Origin of the sequence: Chitinophaga skermanii (assembly GCF_003259335.1) — a bacterium.
Taxonomy (GTDB): Bacteria; Bacteroidota; Bacteroidia; order Chitinophagales; family Chitinophagaceae; genus Chitinophaga; species Chitinophaga skermanii.
On record NZ_QLLL01000015.1, the window covers coordinates 1 to 20,391 of the forward strand.

General features: G+C 41.5%; 9 protein-coding genes and 3 tRNA genes. 1 reads left to right on the forward strand and 11 read right to left on the reverse strand.

Features of this window, described 5'->3' with window-relative positions; all coding sequences use genetic code 11:
- From LX64_RS24845 to LX64_RS24875, 7 genes are all read right to left on the reverse strand, one after another.
- Positions 1 to 242 (reverse strand): transposase (locus LX64_RS24845; protein ID WP_158538734.1); only part of this gene is annotated, 242 nt, incomplete at its 3' end.
- Positions 243 to 431: 189 nt separating this feature from the next.
- Positions 432 to 1,355, reverse strand: a complete 924-nt coding sequence (locus LX64_RS24850) for a PorP/SprF family type IX secretion system membrane protein (RefSeq protein ID WP_111600414.1) — start codon at positions 1,353 to 1,355, stop codon at positions 432 to 434.
- A gap of 33 nt (positions 1,356 to 1,388) precedes the next feature.
- Entirely contained in the window at positions 1,389 to 13,991 is a 12,603-nt protein-coding gene (locus LX64_RS24855) for a T9SS type B sorting domain-containing protein (protein ID WP_111600415.1), read from the reverse strand.
- A gap of 12 nt (positions 13,992 to 14,003) precedes the next feature.
- Positions 14,004 to 15,179 carry an ABC transporter substrate-binding protein gene (locus tag LX64_RS24860; RefSeq protein WP_158538735.1) on the reverse strand — a complete coding sequence of 392 codons (1,176 nt, stop codon included), beginning with the start codon at positions 15,177 to 15,179 and terminating at the stop codon, positions 14,004 to 14,006.
- Between the two features lie 34 nt (positions 15,180 to 15,213).
- Entirely contained in the window at positions 15,214 to 15,807 is a 594-nt protein-coding gene (locus LX64_RS24865; RefSeq protein WP_111600417.1) for a phage tail protein, read from the reverse strand.
- A gap of 18 nt (positions 15,808 to 15,825) precedes the next feature.
- Positions 15,826 to 16,413: a phage tail protein gene (locus LX64_RS24870; RefSeq protein ID WP_111600418.1), complete on the reverse strand. Its 588-nt coding sequence runs from the start codon at positions 16,411 to 16,413 to the stop codon at positions 15,826 to 15,828.
- Between the two features lie 18 nt (positions 16,414 to 16,431).
- Complete coding sequence (locus LX64_RS24875) at positions 16,432 to 17,589, reverse strand: Gfo/Idh/MocA family protein (RefSeq protein ID WP_111600419.1); 1,158 nt, start codon at positions 17,587 to 17,589, stop codon at positions 16,432 to 16,434.
- 409 nt (positions 17,590 to 17,998) lie between these two features.
- Between LX64_RS24875 and LX64_RS24880 the strand changes: the two genes are divergently transcribed.
- Entirely contained in the window at positions 17,999 to 18,652 is a 654-nt protein-coding gene (locus tag LX64_RS24880; protein WP_111600420.1) for an NAD(P)-dependent oxidoreductase, read from the forward strand.
- Positions 18,653 to 18,788: 136 nt separating this feature from the next.
- Here the strand turns inward: LX64_RS24880 and LX64_RS24885 are convergent.
- The 4 genes from LX64_RS24885 to LX64_RS24900 form a co-directional block, all read right to left on the reverse strand.
- Positions 18,789 to 18,862: transfer RNA gene (locus LX64_RS24885), tRNA-Arg, on the reverse strand.
- Between the two features lie 143 nt (positions 18,863 to 19,005).
- Positions 19,006 to 19,079: transfer RNA gene (locus LX64_RS24890), tRNA-Arg, on the reverse strand.
- 62 nt (positions 19,080 to 19,141) lie between these two features.
- A tRNA-Arg gene (locus tag LX64_RS24895) sits at positions 19,142 to 19,215 on the reverse strand.
- A 75-nt stretch (positions 19,216 to 19,290) separates the two neighbouring features.
- Positions 19,291 to 20,196, reverse strand: coding sequence for a mechanosensitive ion channel family protein (locus LX64_RS24900; RefSeq protein ID WP_158538737.1), 906 nt, complete (start codon positions 20,194 to 20,196; stop codon positions 19,291 to 19,293).
- Positions 20,197 to 20,391 lie beyond the last annotated feature (195 nt).

Sequence of the window (20,391 nt, forward strand, 5' to 3'; positions counted from 1 at the left end):
TCCTTTTGCTCTTCTGGTGTCATAGCTATTTCATTTATTGTGGTAATTACCGCAATATCGCCCCTAAACCGCTTTTTCCAATTTTTTATATCATGATTCTTTATGCCGTATTTAACGGCTAGCTGCGATACACTTAAATTACCAGTTTCGTAGTCACGCACCACCATACGCCTAAATGAATCATCATAACTCGATTGACCACCCCCAAGACCTTTTAGTCCAAATAATTTGCTTCTTTTCATCATTTTTCATTTGTGGGTGTAAACTTTTTGTAGGACTAGACAGCATCCATACCTCGAAGAAGGTATTACTTCAAGCTAATCATCACTTATTGCTATTTAACACTAGGTTTTCCTCCATTCGAGCTATCCGCAAACAAAAACACCGTGAAGAGAACTCCACGGTGTTAACGCAAAATAGAATAAGCTAATCTATCTAAAAAGATGCATGATCAGTGCTAATTCAAAAGCACCATCGGTATAAGTTTTCAAACCACTGGTTTGAGAGGTATACATGGCTTGTACACCAAAAATATTTTTGTAGCTAGCACCTACGCCAACGGTATAGTTCTTTGTAGAATGATAAAGCCCAAATACATTGAAATAGTTGTTGTAAAACACAGCATTTGCCCCAAAATCGTAGATATTATCGTACCCATGTACGCCTCGTACCCCTACTTTCGGCTCGATATAGTTGAGTGCTTCGTTGATTCGAATTTTATACCCTGCAGCAGCATAAAAGAAGGCCCCATCGATGGTCCGATCATCCGACGGGCGGAATACGTTCATGATGTTGGGCAAGGAACCTTGAATGGTTAAGTTATGCGAGGTATAGGCCATACCAAAATCTCCTTCAAAGTAGTTCTCGCGGCGGTTGAAAGCGTTCAGGTTAGGATCGTTCGGATCGCCGTTTAATTGGGAACGGTCGAGGCGTTCGTTGTTAATGCCTGCCGAAATCCCGAAGTGTAAGCGAGATACATCGTTCAAGGGTAAATGATAGGCGTATGTAAGCGACACTTTCGTACGGTTAATTAAACCGGCCTTGTCGTTATATACTTGTATACCTCCTCCTACTCTTTCAAGAAACATGGCATCGGCCGCCCCGTTTAGGGAAACCGGTGCACCTGGAATGCTGTTCCATTGTGCACGGCGCGCAAGGCTAATATGCACCCCTGTGTCGATACCTGCGAAAGCTGGGTTGCCAATATACTGGTTACCAAAGAACTGGGTACCCATGGGTTGTAATGGAGCCGCAGAACGAGAAACATCCTGTGCTTGCAAAGTACCGAAGGAAAGCGCTAGGCTGGCTAGCGCTATTCCCGGGATGATCATTATGTTTTTAATTACCTTATTCATTTTTTCGCGTTTGAATATATGGCGTAAATGCTATTATAAATCGTTATTAACAAGGGTGATGAAACCTTTAGATTTCGGTAAGTTAGGACCGAAGTCAACGATGAAGTAGTAAGTTCCTTCCGCTAATGGACGACCGTTTACTTTACCATCCCACTCGTTCAAGTATCCTTTCTTATAGTAAACCATACGACCTGCACGGTCAAAGATTTTCACTTCATTTTGCGGGTACGCATCGATGTTCTTAATCACCCAACGATCATTCACACCATCGCCATTCGGTGTTAACACGTTGGTAGCGTCGATTTTGAAGTCTTCGATGACCGTCATGTTTACAGATGCTGTGCCGGTACAACCGTCTGCATTCTTAGCTGTTACAGTGTACGTTGTGTTCTGCATTGGACGAACCGTTAGTGCAGGACTATTTATACCTGTGATAATACCATCAGCATTCGACCAAGTGTAAGAAAGACCACCTGTAGCAGTTAATACCACTGTAGCACCTTTCGATACATTCAAGCCTTTATCGCTCGAAATCGTTACCACAGGAACAGCGTTCACGGTGAACATAAACGAAGTACTTACTTTATCGATACCGCCGTTCGCTGTACCGCCGTTGTCTTGTACGGTGAGTGTTACGAAGGCATTACCGGTAGCATTTGCTTTCAAGCGGTAGGTAATGGTTACTGTTTTAGCCGTTGCATTGTAGCTAGCGGTTAATACATCAAACAAGTTATTATCGGCCGTGATAGTTGGCGTAATTGTTTGGCTTGTTTCAGGGCCCGGTGTTACGTTTTGTACGGTGATGGTATGCGTTTCAGTAGTAGCACATGCTTTTTGAGCGGCGATTGTGCCTACTGTTGGTGCTTCATTCACATCTACCACGTTAATAATAAATGTTTGATCGAAGAAGAGGCCGCCTTTATCTGTTGTACGAACGCGGATGCTATAAGTATTCTTCGCTTCGTAGTTCGTTACTTGGTTAATGCGAAGTGCATTACCAAGGATACTGAAGGCTGCATTATCGGTGTCGCCTGTACCTGTTACTAAAGTATAGGTATGCGTATCGTCGGCATCTGTATCAATTGTTGTGAACGTACCTACGGTAGCCCCGCTAGCATTGTTTTCAAGGATCGAATTTTTGCTGAGGGTTAAACCTGTTGGCGCGTTGTTGATGCTCAGTAAGTTGATGATGATCGCTTGTTGTGCACTACGGTTCAAGCCATCTGTTACAGATACTTGGATCGTGAGTGTATGCGAAACGAGGTATCTCAAGTCAGCATCATTAATAGTCAGTTTACCGGTGGTAGCGTTCAATACGAAGTCAGGTACACCATTGTTGTTCTGATCCGTGTTCACGTCTATTCTCCAATCGGTAAAGATATTGCTCGCATCGGTTGCGTAGATCGTACCTAATACGGCACCCACTGAACTCTTCTCGTTAATAGCGAAGGTAACCGGTGTAACAACTGGTGGTGTTCTATCGTAATTAATACGGATTGTATCGGCAGATGCTAAGTTTTGGTTACCCAAGCTATCGATGGCACCATTTGCCGGGATGCTTACAGTAGCAACACCGTCGGTCATTGGTGTTACGGTGAAGCTATAATTAGCACCGCTACCTGTGAAGCCGGTAATAGCACCGTTCGTTACACTGATATCATTTACTAAGAAGCCTGTTACCGGTTTGCTGAATACAACATTCACTGGGAACGGTGTATTGATGCGGTTAGCTGCTGTAGTAGAAATGTTAACCGTTGGGCGAACGTTATCGATAATTGTCGACACTACATTCGTATAAGGAGCAAGCGGGTTGCCGCTAGAGTCCTTCATGTTATTAGGTGAATTCAAGCTAAAGGAGATCTTACCTGCACCTGTTACGTCGGCCGCTAAAATTGTAGAATCATTATAGTGGTAGATATTCCAAGTGTACGTTAACGTACCTGTAGTTTGAATATTAAATAGGCCAATATTAGCACCGAGTACCTTCTCGCTATAAGCTACTACATAACGTACTTGTTGTGCATTGCTGCTAGTTGAAGGAATCACTTTAACACCCGTTACTACTGGTATAATACCATCTACATGAACGCCAGAAGTTGCTGGAGCTGTTGGCAATGTTAAAATGGCATTGTTACCGGCGATATCTGTAATGCTTGATCCTGCTACTGTACTAATCGCATTTGCCAAAGCAACGTGATGTTGTTGATCACCTGTTTGAACGGTATAGGTAAATACTAATGTATTTGTACCGTTACCACTTAAGATCGTTGCTGTGCGTGTTGCATTATTGAATGGTAAGCTGATGATTGGTGCACCTGTGTATACGACAGGTTCGTCAAACGTTACTTCAAAGTTCAATACGGCACCTAACCCGTTTCTACCGGCAGTTGGGTATTTCACACTAACTACTTTCGGTTGCACCGCATCAACTTTCACATTTGCTGTGCTTGGTGTGCCTATAATAGAAGAATCTGCAATTGTACCTAAAGCATTCTTGAATTGGTTGCGGATAGCAGTACCGATTTCGATACCATCTGTATCGAGTTCACCGGTTTGTACGGTGTATTCGAATGATTGGATGTTACCATTATTAGATACATGTACTGCTTTCACCGCTTTCGTACCAATTGTAAATGGTAAGTACGGAACGTTTGCTGCATCGGCTAATGTTACTGCTTGGTTGTAGGTTACGTTGAAGCGTAATACTTCGCCCGCGCGGTAAATGCTATCTGCAGGTACGGTAATATTCGTGATAGCCGGTGCCGAGTTTAATACGTCGATGATGATTTTACCCAGGCCTGTCGTATCGGCTGTATTGCCTGCCAAGTCGGTTGGGATTGGCAACACATGTGTAATAGTACCATCGCCACCGTTTACATTGGTAGTAAAGTAGATGGTATTGATGGCCTGTACTTCGCTGAAATTGCTCAACTGTACGTTGCCTGTAGTAGTGAAGCTAGACCATTGTGTTGTAATTGGCGTAAGTGGTTCGGATGTAATCAAACGAATATTCACTTGGCCGGTTGTCATTGGTGAAGCCGACAACAATGTATAGCTAGTAATAGTTGGTCTAACACCATCAATCACTTTCGCGGTAGTAATATTTGGTAATGTATTTACCAAGTTATTGCCATGCATATCTGTGATCGTGCTAGCTGTTAAATCAATGGTTGAGCTAACTGCTAATTGTTTTTTCTCGTCACCTTCTTTTACAGTGTATTGGAAAGTAAGGGTATCTGTATGATTACCATTTACCACATCAGCAAATACCACGCTACCATCTTTCAATATAATGCTCAATTTCGGCGTACCAGTATAAGTAACTGCTTCGTTGAAGCCTACTTTAATTTGAATGGTTTGACCAATACCGTAAAGATCAGCTGCTGGATATTTAACTGTTGTAGCTACCGGCGCTTTCGCATCGATACGGATGTTAGCCGTGTTCGGGATATTATTGATAGTTGTATCTGCCAATACGTTGTATTGGTTTTGGAGTGAACCGAGCAATTTATCGCCCACTACGATACCATCTGCATCCATATCATCTGCTACCACTGTGTATTGGAAGTGGTAAGTATTACCCGTTGTGCCGGTATGCGAAGCGTATTTCACGATGTTACCATCGATCGTAAACGGCAATCTTGGCGCATTTGCAGGATCTACGATTGTTAATGCTTGATCAAATGTTACATCGAAGTTCATTACGTTGCCTAAGCGGTATGTGCTATCGGCTGGTACGGTGATGTTCGTAATAGTTGCCGGTTTATTAGCGATGATGATAACCGGGATATTAACACCCGTTGTATCTAATGTATTACCTGCTTCATCTAGGAGGTTTACTTTACTAAAGTCTAATGTAGCAGTACCATCTCCACCTGTTACTACACCATTATATTCAAACACGGTTACTGAAGGCTGAATATTCACATATGAATTATTCAATACAGCCGTACCTGTAACAATATCTGCGCTGGTATAATCGTGGCGCATTCTTTCTGAGAATGTTACTGTGAATTTGTAGTTACCGGTAGCCATAGGTGATGCAGAGGCAGTAATGCTCTGAATGGTAGGACGGATACCATCTACTTTAGCATTGCTCAATGTTGTTGCCGGTATTGTTAATGTAGCTGCACGTTGACTATTGATAGTTGTTATAGTACCTCCATTTAGATCTATTGGAGCATTGAAACTAATACCATCCATATCAAAGTCGCCCGCCTGTACCGTGTATGTAAACATTACGGTAGTACTATTGGTAACCGGTGTAACCGTTGCCAATACGTTGGATGCACCTATTTGGATCGGCAATTGTACATTGCCTTGTGCTGTAACAGGGGTGCTAAAGGTAGCAGTTGCTGTTATAACGTCACCCAATTTATAAGTACTATCCGGCACCGTTACTGTAGTAACAGTTGCCGATGTAGCATCTATATTAATATTAGGATATTGTTGGAATGCACTAGGGATGTTCATATCCAACAACCAGCCTGCAGAATCGTACGGAGGACCGTAAGCTGCCACTGTTCTTAAAGTATCAAATAATTCGATGCCGTTTGCTTTATCCCCAGCAGCCACGATATATGATAAGAAGATCGTTTTACCATCGGCTGATGTGCTATCATATGTTGCGGCCGGTACTCCATTTGTTGTAATTAAATTCAATTGGAGATCGTCTAATGCACTCGCTAATGGTTCAGATAATTGAACGCCGAATTGGAGTTTGTTGCCCAAACGGTAAGTGCTATCCGCAGGAGGAATAATACCTGTAATAGTAGGACGATCATTATCGATACGTAAAGTAGTACCTACCACTTCACCTGCTGCCATTGCATTACCTGCAATATCTACAATCGCGTTCGGCGATTTTACTTTTAATGTAAGTGTACCGGAACCCGCTGTATTTAGGTCGACCCTAATACTGTTGGTTGCAATATTTTGCAAGGTAGTCATGGTGGCATTTAAGGTACCTGTTGTAACTACCTCGAATGTTGAAACACTCCAATTTGCAAAGTATTCATTGAAAGCGAAAGTATAAGCCACGTTCGTAGCAGGAATCACTTTTGTAGAATCTTTATCCGTAACAACACTTGTAACATATGGTCTAATACCATCTACAAACCTCGAAGTAAATGAAGTATCACTAAGTGTACCCGTTAAATTTACGCCTTGTTGTGTTTTAATAGCACCACCGTTCAATACAAAATTACCCGTGGTAACAATGTTCACTTCTGGGTCGCCTTCTTGTACTGTATAATTAAATATAGCCGTGTTGCCGGTAACCGTATTCAATGTAGCGTATTTCGTATCACCGCCCAATTTCAATTCCATGGTAACACTATTGCTAATGTTCATAGCTTGGTTGAACGTTACGTCGATTGGTAATGTGCTACCGATTTTGTAACGATTATTGGCAACGCCAGCAACAATTGATGTAACGGCAGGTGTAACACCATTCACGAATACGGCATTTGTTGGAGCCATATTTGCTAAGGCTGTAGCAGCAGCATTGTTTACGGAATCCACGATGGTGGTAGTGCCCAATACCAAGGTTGGATCTACTACAATACCATCTGTATCCAAATCGCCTTCTGCTACTGTATAAGCGAATTGGAGGGTATTATTGTTTGATGAAACGAAGGTGGCTTGTTTAGTAGCTGCACCTATTACGATATTCATGTAAGCATCTGTACCAGTTACAGTAACCGGTTTGGAGTATTGTACAGCGAAATGTAATGTTTCACCTTTCTTATAAGTACTATCAGCAGGAACAAGTACCGTGTCTACAACCGGCGCAATACGATCGATGTAGAACGTTTCACTTAACATTTGGTCGGCAGCCGTTAAGGTATTACCAATAGAATCTGTTAAGTATCCTTGTTTAAGACTAAGGTGTAATGTACCAACACCACTAATGAATCGTGGCTTAATTGTATATGTAATATTATCGGTTGAAGCAGCCGACAATCCAGCCACTCCTAATGTACCTGTTGTATTGAATTGGATGGCGTTTTGAATAGTGCCTTTCATTTTTTCGCTAAACACTAATTGGTAGCTCACCTCTTGCAAATTATTAGGGTTGGCATCCAATCTTGTAAAGCTTATTACTTGCGGACGAACAGCATCGATCACATCAATAGCTGCATCGATGTTGACAGGGTTTTGTAAGGCGTTATCGTTCACATCAGTTACATAAGAAATGCTATCGATATGAATACTATTACGCGCTTCTAGCCCTTCCGTAACGGTTAAGGTGAAATCTATTGAATGACCGCTTCCTGCTGTTGGCGTATCAAATATTACAGCTTGGCCGTTCACAGTTGCATATACTTTTGCCGACGATTGGAAGTTCACGGCTTCGTTGAACTGTACATTGGCGCTGATGGTAGTTCCAATCATAGCGCTTGCTGGTGTTACTGTAACCGCTGTTACTTTCGGACCCACCGCATCGGCAATGCTGGTTGTAACCACATTTTGTGGCGATTGTACTAAATCGTTACCCGCTATATCACGCACCACAGCAATGCCATAAGCTAAGCTATCGTACGCAATTACACCACTATCACCTGCCACCACGGTATAATCAAAGCGCATTTCTGTACCGTTTGATTGGAACACGCCCGGTACTACAGCTACTTTGTTACCAATCTTCATGTAGAAACGAAGCGTATCTTGAACCGTTACTTTTTCATCAAAGTAAACCGTCAAATTCACCACATCTCCTACTTTGAAAGTGCGGTTATTATAGTATCCTAAGCTGCTTATACCCGGACGTTTACCGTCTAACCTAATATTAGTCGTATTCGCAGTTGGTACGGTCAGTTGTATGTCATTGTTCGCTAGATCAACAATAGTACTGCCGTTAAGTTCCAGTATATTATCGATAACAGTGCTGGCGTTATTGGCATTCGTAGCCACGGTAACCGCCTTCAAGGTAATGGTGGTATCGGTATGACTATCATAATTAGCATAGAAGCTAATACCATTAGATGATACATTCAAACGCGGAGCGCCTGTTAATGTAATTGGTTCATTCGTATGTAAAACATACGTGAGCGTATCGCCAATTTTGTATGTTTTAGCTGTTGGCAAGTCAATGGTAGTAAATGCCGGTGCTTTACGATCGAAATAGTAAGCATTGCTGGTAATTGCTTGTGTAAGTACGTTACCTGCGATGTCGGTTAAATTAGTGATACCTGGCACAGCAGCTGTTACCGTACCATCTAATCCATTATTACCACTCATATCAAATACAATTCTGTAAGTAGTATCATCAATCGCCGTCACATTCGTACCGGTACCCAGCATTAAGCCATTGGTAAAGGTAAGATTGAACATATCCAATGAAGGCGTATTGATTTTTTCGCTTGTATGGAAGTACAGGCTGATCATATCAGCAGGGAATGCCGGTGTTCTAGCATCCGGTTTCTCTAATACAAGGGAAGTTACTACAGGGCGAACGGCGTCGATTAAGCAATCTGCCAAGGTATAGGTATAACCCGACTCTTGTGATAGGTTGCCCACCATGTCCGTTACTGAACCATTTGTACGGTCAACATTACCAAAGATGGTAATGTCCGAAATAGTTGGCACCACATCTTCCTCTACTATATACCTGAACGTTACCGTAGAAGCATTGGCTTTACCAAGGTATTTGGCTAATACTTCTGTATTGTTGCCATTGAGCCTAATTTTCAGCATAGGAGAATCCACGACTGTAACCGCTTCATCATACACTATATTAACATCTAGGCTATCACCGATATGGTAAGTTTTGGCCGGGATGGTAACATTATTAATATTTGGACGAACGGCATCCACTTTAGCAACAGTTCTAATAATTGTTGCAATTGGTGCATATGCATTCCCCAATGTATCAGTAATACCGTTTGAAATATTATATGCTGCCTGTACGCCAATTGTTTCCCTGGCGTTGGCAGGTACTGTAAATCTAAAGCGAACAGTACTATCGTTTGTTTGTGAAACTGCAATGGCCGAAGTATTCGGTAGCGTGGCCAATTTCAATGGTAAGTAAACTGTACCGGTATATTTCACCGCTTCGTCGAATACCACATCGAAGAAGATGTTTTGACCTTCGCGGTAAGTACTATCGGCTGTTTCAACACGTACGATAGATGGAGCCGCCTGATCTACTGTATAGCTTGGGCCTGTTACAGCTGTTGATGTACTTGGGTTATTGGCAAGGTCAACGATTGTTGAGGCGATCGTAGTTGGCGTAAGGGTACCTGATCCACTTACTTGAATGGTGGCTATGAAACTAGTATCAGATTCTTTCACCATGGTATTACTTAGAACTGTAAGTCCATTCAGCTGGTTGAATAAGCTAATGTTACCATTTACAGGTTCCGAGTAAGTAATTCTATATGTAAGTGCCGTAGCATTTGTACGTTCTGGCAGCAAACGTTCCCAACGAATAATGGTTGGTGAAACGCCATCCACTTTTGAACCTGTTACAGGGAACACGGCTGAGGCTGTATCTACCGTTTCATTACCAACAACATCTTTTATGGTACCTCCGTTTAATTTAAAGCCCACTACTTCGAAACCTGTTGGCGCTTCATCGCCTTCTACAATAGTATATTGGAATACTAAGTCGTTACCATTCGTTGCCGTATACGTAGCATTTACCGTTCTGTTACCGATTTGTAAGGTAGCTGTTGGAGCACCCGACACTGTAACTTGTTCATTGAAGGTAATCGCTGTTGTGGCGATACTACCTACTTTCAATAACAGGGATGCCGGTGAAGCACTCACGGCTGTTACATAAGGTCGTATACCATCCACTTTCGTATTTACTAATATAGCGTTCGGTATTTGTGCAGGAACAAGCGGAATGCCATATTCACTTGTCATCGCACTGTCGCTTTCCATGACACCTACTTTAATACCATCCGTATCCACATCACCTTCTTTCACTGTATAATAGAATATATAATTCGTATTGCCTGACACATAGGATAATGGAACATAGATTGTATCAGTACCCAAGTAAAGCGGTAAACGAATTGTGCCAGTTGCTACTATCGGCATATTATAATTAATACCAAACAATAACTGTTCTCCTATAGCATATGTTTTTGAATTAGGAGGATTAAAGCTCGTTGCCGTTGGTGCTCGCCTGTCTATTAAAATAGGTGCTGGCGTTAATAAAGAATTCGAAAGTGGATTACCTACAGCGTCCTTTATATCATTAATGTTAAAGGTTGAGTTCAACGATAAACTATAGATACCAGTGCCTGTAATTTTCACATAGAATGTATAGGTGGTATCATTAATATTCGTGAACCCTTCGATAACACCTGTTAACCCGCCTCCAATAGAAACCGTGAATTTACTTGGAATAACTCCCGTAACAGGTTCTGTAAATTTCAACTTATACGGAATAGAATCTCTACCTGTTGTAACATTTGGAATTTCTAATGTCCAATTTCCTGTTGGTGGAACACCGTCAATAATCACATTGGCTGCACTTCTATATGGTAAACTTGGGTCGACTAACGGCATATCTGTGTTAAGCCCTTTAATCGTATTGTAATATAAACCTATCGCGGTAGGTACATGCAATGTATCTTTTGGATCATTCCAGAAAACAGGCACTGTATATACAATAGAATCACCCGCATATGCAGCGGTTGCTAGGCGATCGACCCCGTTTATATTGACTTTAAATTGTGCAGCACTAAATGACCAGATGGGCTGGTTGAAACGAACAACAAAACGTAATTCGTCATTTATTTTATAACCACCATCAGCCGGGATTTTGAAATCAATGATTTTCAATTCCGCGGCATTCACAAGCACAGCGGTTGTAGCTGGTATAGTGGCGATAGCAAAATTTGTCACTTCATTACCCGCCTGGTCTTTTACAGCTAAGCCGGTTGGTAATTCCAACGATCCAATAACGACCCCGTCGTTATCAACTTCGAATGGTTGTACATGATAGTTGAAATTAATTTTTGTTACCCCGTTTTCTACGGTGTAATTATATACCGGCACCGCGCGAACAGTATCGCCAATGGTAACCTGTAAAGTTAACTGTTTGAGGTTAGCCGTATCTAACACTTCGCTTGCAGATACAGTGAATACCATTAACTCATTGTATTTGTACGTTTTGTTAGCAGGCGGTGCAACTTGGGTGAAAGTTGGTACCACCCCATCAATCTCAATCAAACGAGCTGGAGCAATCTTAGTAGGCGGTAAACCTAAATATGCTTCCAATCCACTGAGGTTCGTAATAAACCCATCGTTATGACTTAACGAGGTTACATCCAAAGCAGTAGCTACATCGCCCGGTTGAACAACGTAATTGAAGGTTAAAGTATTCGTACCTGAACCAGTTACATAATTCAACGTTCTTACCGGTGTAGTATTAATAGTAATAGTAGGTGTGTTAGAAACCTTAACAGGTTCGCTAAATGTAAGATTAAAGGCAACTGTTTGTCCAATACCGAATTTCGAGTTACCCGTTCCAGTAGCAGTAATCGACGTTACCGCTGCAGCACCTGGTACAATGTCTAAGTTCATTGTATAAGTACCCGTTTGGGCTGGAGGCGGTGAATTGCCTTTATCATTAAAGGTGATAGTAATGGTAGCAGGACCAAAATATCCAAAACCAGGTGCATAAGAATACTCGTATCGTAATAACGAGTTCAAATTTGCCATTGTAGTTGTTCCACTTACACTTGCACTTTCTGCGCCAGTGGAGAACACCCTAATTACACCATGGGTAGCTGTGATCGTATAATCACCACTACCAGGATTTATATCTGGATCACTTACCGTGATTAACGTTGAATCTTTGAATTCGAGCGTTTGAATATTCGTAAGCGAAATAGTATTCGCAGGCCCTGTAATTACAGGAGCATCATTCACCCCTACCTTGTTCACTGTAACTGATACCGTAGAGGTTCCCGTTGTGCCATATACCCAATCGGTGGCCGTAAATCGGTACACAATAGGCGTAGCAGATGGATTTTGCGATGTATTCTTGAATTGAACAGCGTTTAACACCCTATTTGCTTTCGCAATCGTAAAAGTAGTATCGTTAGGATCTACCAGCGAAATGGTCAATGTTTTCGCAGCTACAGAATAACTTGCCTGTACGCGACCAAACTGGGTAGAATCGGTATTCACAAAAATCAAACTATCACTATTTTCGCCCCCACTTACCGCGTAAACACTGACACCTCTTAATATCGTTCCATCATCAGATGCAACAATACTATTATGTAAGTTTATAGCTGGATCTCCTTCTGTGTAAGTGATTGAAGTGGAGGTACCATCTACGGAAGGAGCAAGATTGGTAACGTAAGTGGTAATAGAAGTAACCGGGGCACTTGTCAAACTTAAGCCACTACTAGAAGAAGCAACTGTTAACCTTAATTGCCCTGTGTTTGCATACCCACTATTCACATATACTAAGGCATCATTACCAGAGAAGGTAATGTCTGTAATTTTTTCAAATTGGATATTTCCTCCAACGTCCACTAAAGTGAGGTTGTCTTTTGTAAGTCCATTTAACGGCGCATTACCCGACACGATATAATAAAACTCTTCATTGTTTCTAACTGAAACGGGGCTTGCTTGAATGGGTAGAACACTTAATACTTTAACATCGGGTTCAAATTTATACATGGTGTATTGGTAACCACCTGTAGTACTTTCGTTACCGCTATTCGCGTAGATAGTTCCATTTGGCATGACCACCATCCCTCGTGGTTGCTCAAAATCGTTGCCACCTAAACCACCATAGGATCCTACCAATGCATTGGGGATCCTAAGAAGTTCTACAGCTGTCGGCGAATATTTGACGATATCGAAGTTCCGGCCGTCTGTACTTTCTGTCACATACAAATTCCCATCTTTATCGCTGGCTATGGAAGAATAATATTTCCCCGATAAAAACATGGCTTGGGAAAAATTATTCCCCCCGGTGTATTGCAGTTTTAAAATTCTTTTGTTCGCCACTAAATCAATAAAATAATGATTCCCCGCTGGGTCGGAAGTCGCACCTGGCATTATCGAATAGTCGTCTGCCATACGGGATGCAGCATTTTGATAGGCTCCATTTAAGTTTGGCGCGTTCCACATCGTTAAGTGACTAAAGTCGGTACCATTACTGCTTACAATAAAACCCCGGATTTCGTTGTTATTCTTTTTATTGAATTGAATAGCTTGAACATAAGGGTTGCCCGAAGGGTAATTATCTCCTGTTGAATTCGTTGGCAAATTTACCTTGAAAGGTGTGCTTGCTACAATTTCGTACAGGCCCGAGGCGAACACATTTACGTACAACTTGTTGAACTGGTCAAATTCTAAGCTCGATGGCGGTACTGGATTTAACAGGTCAAACGGAATACTATGACTAGTATAGTCTGAAATATTGTTCGTTGTAGTATTAAGCATTTTCACATAATACCTGCCTTCCCCGCTGCCGGCAGAAGGATCCAAATCGGTAAAATAGAGATTACCATTGGTGTCCTTAGTAAGGGTCGACAATTGTGTACCCGTAGTAACGGCCGTTTTGAGGTACGACTGTGCCTTACTAGTTAATGGCAATACCCAAGTGCAAAGCACAATTGCCAGCACCTGTACGTACAGGGAGTAAAATTTTTTCATTATGTAGGGATGTTAAACACACAAGAAAGGATTCTTCCATCCCGATATGCTGTGTGTATGAATATTTTCAAACACGTTAGCATCGTAGGAAAGTCCTCTTCCTTGCTCGATTATCATTTGCTGAATGCGATTGTTTGTTAAATTGATTTTGATGATCTGTGTGTTAGGTACGGCTACGCCCGATTGCGGGTGGAAATTTCTTTCACCGCGGGGTCCACGAATAGCTTGTGTTCTTAATAGCGATTTCACAGTATCCCAATCACGCTTCATAGCATGCGGGAGTAACTCTCTCCAAACAAGTCCGGCCTCATAGCCCAACACAGCATATATGCTGGCAGGTTGCCCTGTTAATTTTTCGAAAGTTTTTACAAAGGATTGGTTAGGTTTGGATTCATCGGTTCTATTCCACATCATGGCTGAATACAGCGACATGTCGATATGTTGGAAATCACTGAGAATATCCGGGTAGGCCATGGTTTCGATTACAACGAGGGGTATTTTTTTGTGGAAACCATGTGATACCCACTGCTGCAAGAATTGAGTGCCTTCATCGCCACTGAAGATGGCGTGAACATAAGGCGGCAGCGTGGTTTGGAGGGAAGCAAAAAAGTCCGTTAAGTCTAACGGCTGCTTCATATTGGATGGGGTATTTTTTTTGATAACAGTAGAGTGTATGTTAACACCGCCTGCTTGTGCGGCACCCTGGTAAAAAGCAGCATTGAGATGATAGCCCGCTTCGTAAAGTGTGCTTACTACATGCCCACCATCCCCAAAATGCTTCTGTGCCCAGTAGCCTAAGGCGTATTGGGATTGCCAGAGTTGATGCGAATTGTAGAAGATGTTTTCTCCAAGGTGCTCGTGGTATGGGATATATTCTCCCATATCAAAGAAGAACCCTACACGCCGCTCGCGGTCCAAGCTTGGCAGAATCTCCGGGATGGTTTTCATACTAATCAATCCCGATAACACATCCACCCTATCAAAATTCAACAGCTTCTGCGCCGCTTGGGTTGTGATAACGCTTCCTCCTGTATGTGTATACTCTTGAACGAACTGGATGGGTGATTGCTGTGGCGATTGCACACCCATGCCTATCATCCATGCCGTTGTAATATGCTGCGCATAAAACGGGTAGATAGTCGACAAAGGTGTTAAAAATCCTATTTTAATGGGCCACGAGTTCATCATCATTTCAAATTCAGTTCAAATCAGTATAAATAAATTACGGTCTTGATGGGAATGTCCCTGCTGTACAGATAACGTAATTCAAAGTCAAAAACGGTTGCATATTATTATGCGGCATAGAACTACCTGCAACAGCTGTATTCCCACTTACTTTTGCTTTCGCCATATAATCGGTTACAGTAGCCGGTGGCGGTGCATATAAATTTATTGGACGTGATAATGGGCCTGTTCCTACATTTGGTGGGATACCTAAAGCGGCATTATTGCCCGTTGGGTTATTTGTTGTTCCAGCACTGCTATTAACCGGTACATATGCATTCAAGGAAGCATCCGTGATTAAATGTACGTGTTGTGGAATTTCATTAATTGAAAGCGTTACGGTAGATTGTCCACCTTGATCGCCCATGTTAAAGTTTTGTCCATAATTGCTCATTCCTTGTCCAACCGCAACACGACCTCTTAGGTCAGGTATACCGAACGATGTTTTGCCATCTCCTCCAAACGCAATGCCCATTAGAGCGTACATGGCTGTATTTTGTTGAATAGATAGAAGCTGTCCCCAACACGCCAAAGTTTGTCTAGGCGCAAAATTAAATGACAATAAAAGTATCTGGGTGAGATAGTATTCCATACTGAATCGTAATAAAAATTAATATTGACTAGGATAAATTCCTTCGCTGATAACGCAATAAGTTATCGTGTTATAGGGCATCATATTTGGATGCGGCATAGAGCTGCCCGCAATATTTGTAATGCCATCCGACTTCAATTTCATTTTGACACCTTGCGACACACTTGCCTCTGTGTTATAGGGCTTATAGCCTAATTCTACAGTGGATACGCCTATAGCATGAACATAATTTGTTGGATTATTGGTTACACCATTTGTATTAGCTACCGGTTGTTGTATAGAGATAAAAGCATCGGATAATGCATGCGTGTGAGTTGGTAGTTGCGACGTTAAAAGTGTTACGGTAGCAGTACCACCTTGATCACCCCAATTGTAAGTCTCGCCAAACAATGTAGTACCCATACCCAATGGTACGCGGCCTCTCAAATCAGGCAATCCAAAAGTATTCGCACCATTTCCACCAAATTTTATACCCATCAAGGTATACAATGCTTCATTCCAAGAAATTTCAGCTGTACCTCCATTAGCCATTAAAGTACCCGCAGGTGCAAAAGTTCCTGCCATAGCTATTATAGTTCCCAAATATTCATCAGTGCCTGCAAACATTCGTTTTAGGTATTTATGTTATACAACAGTATTAAATTGTGGAAACGCGATTTTTGTTACCCCCAACCGGCGCGCTTTCTCAGCCAATGGCAATACCACGCTGCAGGTAGCAGAAGCTACTACATCGTGTGGTGCATTCTCCTTTCTAAGCAAAGCTTGTACAAACCCATCCAGCGCTAAATACGCGGCGTGGTTTTCTTGCTCGCTACGGGCAGATTGCCATGCGGGGTGTGCATTGTCAGCAAAATAAGCAGCTGCATTGCCCCAAGTTGTATCAGTCGACAGTTGTAGGTAGTTCAAAATATCGGTATAAGTACCCTTTTCGCCCTTGATTTGAAGGCCAATGGAGAAAGGTGTTTCGGTATCATGACTAGCTTGTAAACAAGAAGTAGTTTGATCTTCATGCGTTAATACAAGCATTGTAACATCACGACGCGTAATGTATGTTCTTGGTACTAATTGCTTTGAAAATTTATTGATTGCTACCGCTGCGTTTTGTTCTTCGATGGATAACGTTGTAATAGGACTAGCATGCATAGAACTGGTAGCCGCTAAAGCATGTACGGGATAATTGCCATGTAAACTTTGCGTGAGCGCACCTCTATAGCCTGCCTTACTAAACTTTATACCACCGAGTAAACCGGCAGTATAAGCTTGCTTCACCGCCATAACATCGGGGCGATACAAAACATCGTCGAGGGTAGAATATTGCAGGTTTTGTTGTTTTGCAATACGAACAATATCGATATGCTCTTCCACTGTTTCTCCCATCACTAATTCGCAAGCCACATGTTTACCGGAAAGCAACGCTTCGCGGGCCATCATGTAATGCGATTGGTACGGGGTAGCAATCAGAACGAGGTCGATATTTTGTGCAGCGATAAGTGCTTGGTAAGCTTTGGGACTTCCAGTAAATACTGCGGGGTTTTTCGTGCCGCACATTTGTTGTGCGACCTTGATTTGTTGGGCATTTTCGTCGCAGATGGCGGCTACATGCAAATTGGGGTGTTCTAACGCATGTTGTAAATGCATTAATCCACATGTTCCCAAGCCGATGACACCGACGCGCAATTTTTGGTTGCTACTGCTAGCCTGCAAGATGGATGTGGGCAATAACGCCATACCTGCTCCTACAGTAAAAGCCCTCTTCAAGAAGGATCTCCTGTTATTGTGCATACTAGGTTTTATACTCTATTCTATTATAACCGTGATAATGGGGTCTTTTCAAGTTGATGGTTAAAATTAGGCTGACAACATGGAAGTATAAATATGGCCGCGAAAATATGCACTAAAACAAATATAAAGAAGAAAAAACCTGTATTTTTTATTCACACTTTCGGGGTATAAGGCCCTAAAAGCAGTGAAAATAATGATTATCAACACATAGTTATTTTTAATAATTAATAGAAAAATAGCCTGTTTTAAAAATTCTTTTGGTGGTTACTGGGAAATAAGTACTTTTGTACTGTAAATATATTTATTACAGTATAGTACGGTTGATTGCTGCGAAAGCAGATTTTTTTTACTAGTTAACTGTAACAAAATATACAACAGAATTATTCCAAGTATTAAATCAACATACAAAATGAAAGTAGCTTTAATCGGCGCATCTGGTTTCGTTGGCGCCACCGTATTAAACGAATTAATCTCACGCGGTCATGATGTAATTGCCATTGCGAGAAATATAGAAAAAATCGACGCCACTTCCGATAAATTAACGAAAGTACAAGCCGATGTTTTTGATGCAGCTAAACTTGCGGACATCTTGCAACCCGCAGATGTGGTGATTAGTGCTTATAATAGTGGTTGGACAAACCCCCATATTTACGACGACTTCTTAAAAGGTGCTCATGCCATTCAGCAAGCAGCAAAAACAGCCGGTAACAAACGTTTAATCGTTATTGGCGGTGCCGGTAGCTTGTACATAGCAGAAGGTGTACAGTTAATCGATACCCCGGAATTCCCAGAAGCGTTTAAACCAGGCGCCAGCGCAGCAAGAGAATACTTAAATCAATTACGCGAAGAGAAAGAATTACCATGGACTTTCCTCAGCCCAGCTATCGAAATGCATCACGGTATCGAGCGTAAACGTACCGGTACATACCGTTCCGGCCTCGAAAATCCCGTTTTCAATGCAGAAGGGCGCAGTTGGATTACTGTAGACGATTTAGCTGTAGCGATCGTTGACGAAGCAGAAAATGCACAACACATTCAGCAACGTTTTACAGTTGCCTACTAATCAAACTCAACATACATCACTAAGGGGAACGCTGTTATCGGTGCTCCCCTTTTTATTTGCAAGTTGCGGTACGCACACGCAGCACTTACGTAAAATAAAAAAGGTACTAACATGTAGTACCTTTTTCTATTGTTTGTGACCGCGTCAGGATTCAAACCTGAAACCTTCTGATCCGTAGTCAGATGCTCTATTCAGTTGAGCTACGCAGCCAGTATGATGTTCTATTCAATTACAAAGTTAACGCTTTTTAAATAAATGCCACTTGCTTGAAAGGTGTTCCGAATACAAGCTTCAAAAACATCCATTTGTGGAAAAGAAAAAGGCACTAACAAGTAGCACCTTTTTGCTTTTTGTGACCGCGTCAGGATTCAAACCTGAAACCTTCTGATCCGTAGTCAGATGCTCTATTCAGTTGAGCTACGCAGCCAGCATTATTTCATTTTTCTAATTCTTTATCTTAACTTTTTTAAGATAAGTAACTTTGAGTAGTGACTCTGTCAGGATTCAAACCTGAAACCTTCTGATCCGTAGTCAGATGCTCTATTCAGTTGAGCTACAAAGCCAGTCGTTCGCTGAACGGGAGTGCAAATATAGAGTGAAATCTTTAATTTCCAAACTTTTATAAAAAATATTTTTCGCTACTTCGAATTTTCGTGCACAATCGAATCGTTGGAAACCGCCAGTATTGCGGTGTTTAGCTCGCTCTTGATTTTTCTTTCTGTTTCCTTATTCTGATTTGGTAAGAGTAATTGCACTTTGAAATGCACTAAATCTTTTTTGATTTCGAGTGTCTTTAAAGAGAAACTATTGTCGGTTATGTTGTTGTTGATATACGGTGCCACAGCGCTTTTCAAGGCCGCTTCTACTTCGTGAGGTGATTGTGCATGTTTAATATCTAATTCGAATTCAATCGTCATTTTCTTGATGTTCTGTTTCGATTGATTCACTACAACCGACGTAAACAACACAGAATTCGGCAACAAAATAATATCATCGTCATCGTTCTGTAGTACTACGTTTACCAAGGTAATGTCGAGTATTTTTCCTTTGTATTCATTCACTTTAATATGATCGCCTAACGATAATTGATCACTAAACATGATGATCAACCCGTTGATCATATTCGCAATATAATCTTTCGATAAAATCGCGATCGCAGCCGCTACGATGGTAATCCCGGTCGCTATTTTAGTTAAATCAACACCGAAAAATAAAAGTCCTGCTAAGATGATAAACGTTGTATTCAATACACGCGAAATCCTATTGATCCCCAAGATGAAGTTATCACGTGTTAAACTCTTCAATTTGTTTTTACGGATATACCACGACAAAATAATCAAGTAACACAAACTCACCACTAAGTTCGCCCCTAAGAAAAATGCTAATGCCGATAATGATTTCCCTACCCACTCAAAACCTTTTGCTAAGTGTAAATCCATATTGTTGACATATAGAATCGCCACGTATAAAATGAGTTTTATAACGAAAATCAAACGTTCCTTATTACTTTTCTTCTTACTGTATGTTGCTTGATCGATTGACATGAATAGGCAATGGGTTTTAATGAATAACAGCATTTAGCAGGCATAGTTGCCTACTTTCCTTTTTGTTAGCAAGTTTTGTGCTAGAATTCCCTTTCTGCAAGGGTTTTCACATAATTTTCTACTTCTCAATTACATTCACCTAAAACAAAAAGCATCTTCCCAATGTAAAAGAAGATGCTTTTTGATATTTCTTTG